The sequence below is a fragment of the Microvirga sp. P4_G7 genome (assembly GCF_056401005.1).
In genome coordinates, this window is record NZ_JBFUKD010000502.1 from 1 (window position 1) to 2842 (window position 2842).

Genomic DNA, 2842 nt, shown 5'->3' on the forward strand with positions numbered 1-2842 from the left:
CGATGGCGCAGGACCAGATGAAGGGGTTGGTCGCAAAGGTGTAGAGGATCTGCGTGAAGCGCTGCTTCGGGCCGCCTGCAAACCGAACGAAAACGTAGAGTGCTAGGACATTGAGTAGGGGCACCATGGCGGCAATCGCGACCGCCATCAGAGTGACGCCGCGCTGGCCGAAAAGGCTCTCCGCGACGGCGAGCCCGGTGAAGGTGTTCCAGCGGGTCGCGCCTTGAAACACCGAGGTGAAGCTCGGGCCGTCGATGGCAAAGCGCTGTTGCAGGACGGGGCGCAGCGCAAGCACGAGTGCGCTCATCAGAAGAATCGCGCCGATCAGCGCGCCGCCGACGCCGGTCATCGGAACGGACGACAGGTCCGCTCTCGCAAGGGTCTTGATGATCAGAGCCGGAAAGAAGATCACATAGGTGACACGTTCGATGCCGGGCCATGCCTGATCGCTGACGAAGCCGCTGGCGCGACTTGCCCATCCGCTCGCAATCAGCAAGAACACCGGAACAAGGCTCGCGARGATGGTGGCCATGACGAACCTTTCGTCGGCTGGGCGGAACTCTACGGGCCTTAGAGAGTGTCGTCTCTGGCTGCAAGCCTTGAGGTTGCAAGGATCGAGGGCCGCAGGCCACGCATCGCGTGGTGAGGCAGTTGAGCGTGAAGCGATGATCGAAGTGAACGAGTTCATCTCGCTGGATGAAAGCGAACTGGAAGAGAGCTTCGTGCGGAGCTCTGGACCGGGCGGCCAGAACGTCAACAAGGTGTCGAGCGCAGTTCAACTGCGCTTCGACGCCCGCCGCTCGCCGTCCTTGCCCAACGACGTCGCGATCCGCTTGATGAACCTCGCCGGGAGCCGTCTTACCCAAGATGGCGTCATCGTCATCGTCGCCCAGACGCATCGCAGCCAGGCGCGCAACCGCGAGGAGGCGGTTTCTCGCCTCGTGGACTTGATCCGCCAGGCCAGCGTTCGGCCGAAAACCCGGCGGCCGACCAAGCCCACAAAAGCGTCGAAGGAGAAGCGCCTCGAATCCAAGGATCGTCGCTCGAAGACGAAAGCGGTGCGGCGCACCAAGCCGACCTTCGATTAGCGCTAGAAGAGTGCCCTACGGAAGGACCCGATCCTTGTCGTTCAAGCCGCGGCTTCCTTACGGCTCGCGACCTCTTTGCGCACGACGGGCGCCACCTTCGTGCCGAAGAGCTCGATCGCCTTCAAGAGCTTGGCGTGCGGCAGCGTACCGACGCTCAATTGCAGCAGGAAGCGATCGTGCGCGAACAATTCGTACTGGTAGAGAATTTTGTCGATGATCTCCTGCGGAGACCCGACGAGAAGTGCGCCGCGTAGAGTGCGTTCGCGATCGAACTGAGCGCGGGTCGCGGGCGGCCAGCCGCGCTCTTTACCGAGCTTGGTCATGACGGAAAGATAGGCCGGCAGGAACACATCCACCGCCTCTTGCGTGGTTTCGGCGATGAAGCCGTGCGCGTTGATGCCCACCGGCAATTTTGCCGGATCGTTGCCGCTCCGCTGGGCTGCGTCGCGATAGAGATTGACGAGCGGCACGAAGCGCTCCGGTTCGCCTCCGATGATCGCAATCGCGAGAGGAAGACCGAGAATGCCGGCGCGCGCGACCGATTGYGGTGTTCCGCCGACCGCGATCCAGATCGGTAGGTCTTTCCGCTCGGGACGAGGATAGATTGCGAGACCATTGAGCGGCGCGCGATGCTCACCGCTCCACGTCACCTTCTCATCATCCCGGATCGCGAGCAGCAATTCGAGTTTCTCCGCGAAGAGCGCGTCGTAGTCGTCGAGGCTGTAGCCGAAGAGGGGGAAAGACTCGATGAAGGATCCGCGTCCCACCATGATCTCAGCGCGCCCATTGGAGATCAGGTCGAGCGTCGCGAATTGCTGAAAGACGCGGACGGGATCGTCCGAGCTGAGCACCGTGACGGCGCTCGTCAGCCGAATGGTCTTGGTCCGCGCCGCCGCCGCTGCCAACACCATCGCGGGGGCCGATGCCGCATAGTCGGCACGGTGGTGCTCACCCACGCCATACACGTCGAGGCCGACTTGATCGGCAAGTTCGATTTCCTCGATCAGGTTGCGCAGCCGCTCGCCGGAGGAAATCGTTGTTCCGGTCGCGGCGTCCGGCGTGGTTTCAGCAAACGTGTAGAGGCCGAGTTCCATGAGGTGCGTTCTTCCAGAGAGGCGTGATGTTCGGATGCGAGCTTATGCCATCTCGAGAGCGTTCTCACGCGCTTCCTTGCCCCGGGTCGAATACGAACTGACCGCCCTTGGCCGCTCACTTTGGGAGCCTGTCGAAGCTCTGGGCCTATGGGCGAACAATCACCGGGCGCAAATCGACGAGGCGCGATCCCGTTTCGATCGTGCGCCGTCCGACGCAAGATGATGCGCAATGCAGTTCGCCCCACCAGAGATGGCGGGGCGATTGCGGCAACGATGCTACGCAGCGCGCTTGAAGGTACCTTCGTGTACGCGCTTGAGTTCGGATTGAGCCTGACCGATCGATTGCTCGCGGATCTCCGAACCGAAGCCGAGGCGCTCGGCGCGAACGAAGGTCACGTCGGTGATCCCCATGAAGCCGAGCAGCGTCCGCAGGTGCGGTTCCTGGGAATCCATCACCTGGGCCGGACCTTCGCTGTAGAGCCCGCCGCGAGCCATGACGACGATGGCCCGCTTGCCCTTGATGAGGCCTTCCGGCCCGGCTTCGGTGTAGCGGAAGGTGATGCCGGCGCGCAGCACGTAGTCGAACCACGTCTTGAGCGTCGAGGTGATGCCGAAATTGTACATCGGAGCGCCGATGAGGATCGTATCGGCCTCCTTGAG

5 protein-coding genes are annotated in these 2842 nt (G+C 62.6%); 2 read left to right on the forward strand and 3 right to left on the reverse strand.

What is annotated here, in order from left to right; translation table 11 throughout:
- On the reverse strand, positions 1 to 532 hold a 532-nt coding region (locus tag AC1DT3_RS17010), incomplete at its 3' end, for an AEC family transporter (RefSeq protein ID WP_477466418.1).
- Between the two features lie 133 nt (positions 533 to 665).
- Here AC1DT3_RS17010 and arfB point away from each other — a divergent pair.
- The gene (gene arfB, locus AC1DT3_RS17015) at positions 666 to 1088 is read left to right on the forward strand and encodes an alternative ribosome rescue aminoacyl-tRNA hydrolase ArfB (protein ID WP_477466419.1); all 423 of its coding nucleotides are present in this window, start codon (positions 666 to 668) and stop codon (positions 1086 to 1088) included.
- Positions 1089 to 1129: 41 nt separating this feature from the next.
- Here arfB and AC1DT3_RS17020 read toward each other — a convergent pair whose 3' ends face one another.
- Entirely contained in the window at positions 1130 to 2182 is a 1053-nt protein-coding gene (locus AC1DT3_RS17020; protein WP_477466420.1) for an LLM class flavin-dependent oxidoreductase, read from the reverse strand.
- A gap of 34 nt (positions 2183 to 2216) precedes the next feature.
- Between AC1DT3_RS17020 and AC1DT3_RS17025 the strand changes: the two genes are divergently transcribed.
- Positions 2217 to 2405, forward strand: a complete 189-nt coding sequence (locus AC1DT3_RS17025; protein WP_477466421.1) for a winged helix-turn-helix transcriptional regulator — start codon at positions 2217 to 2219, stop codon at positions 2403 to 2405.
- A gap of 53 nt (positions 2406 to 2458) precedes the next feature.
- On the opposite strand, the gene AC1DT3_RS17030 is transcribed toward AC1DT3_RS17025, so the two are convergent.
- Positions 2459 to 2842, reverse strand: a 384-nt coding sequence (locus AC1DT3_RS17030; RefSeq protein ID WP_477466422.1) for an FMN-dependent NADH-azoreductase, incomplete at its 5' end; no start/stop codon positions are given.

Coding starts and splice junctions, on each gene's coding strand:
- AC1DT3_RS17025 (WP_477466421.1), top strand. CDS start 2,217: ATGCGAGCTTATGCCATCTCGAGAGCGTTCTCACGCGCTTCCTTGCCC.
- arfB (WP_477466419.1), top strand. CDS start 666: ATGATCGAAGTGAACGAGTTCATCTCGCTGGATGAAAGCGAACTGGAA.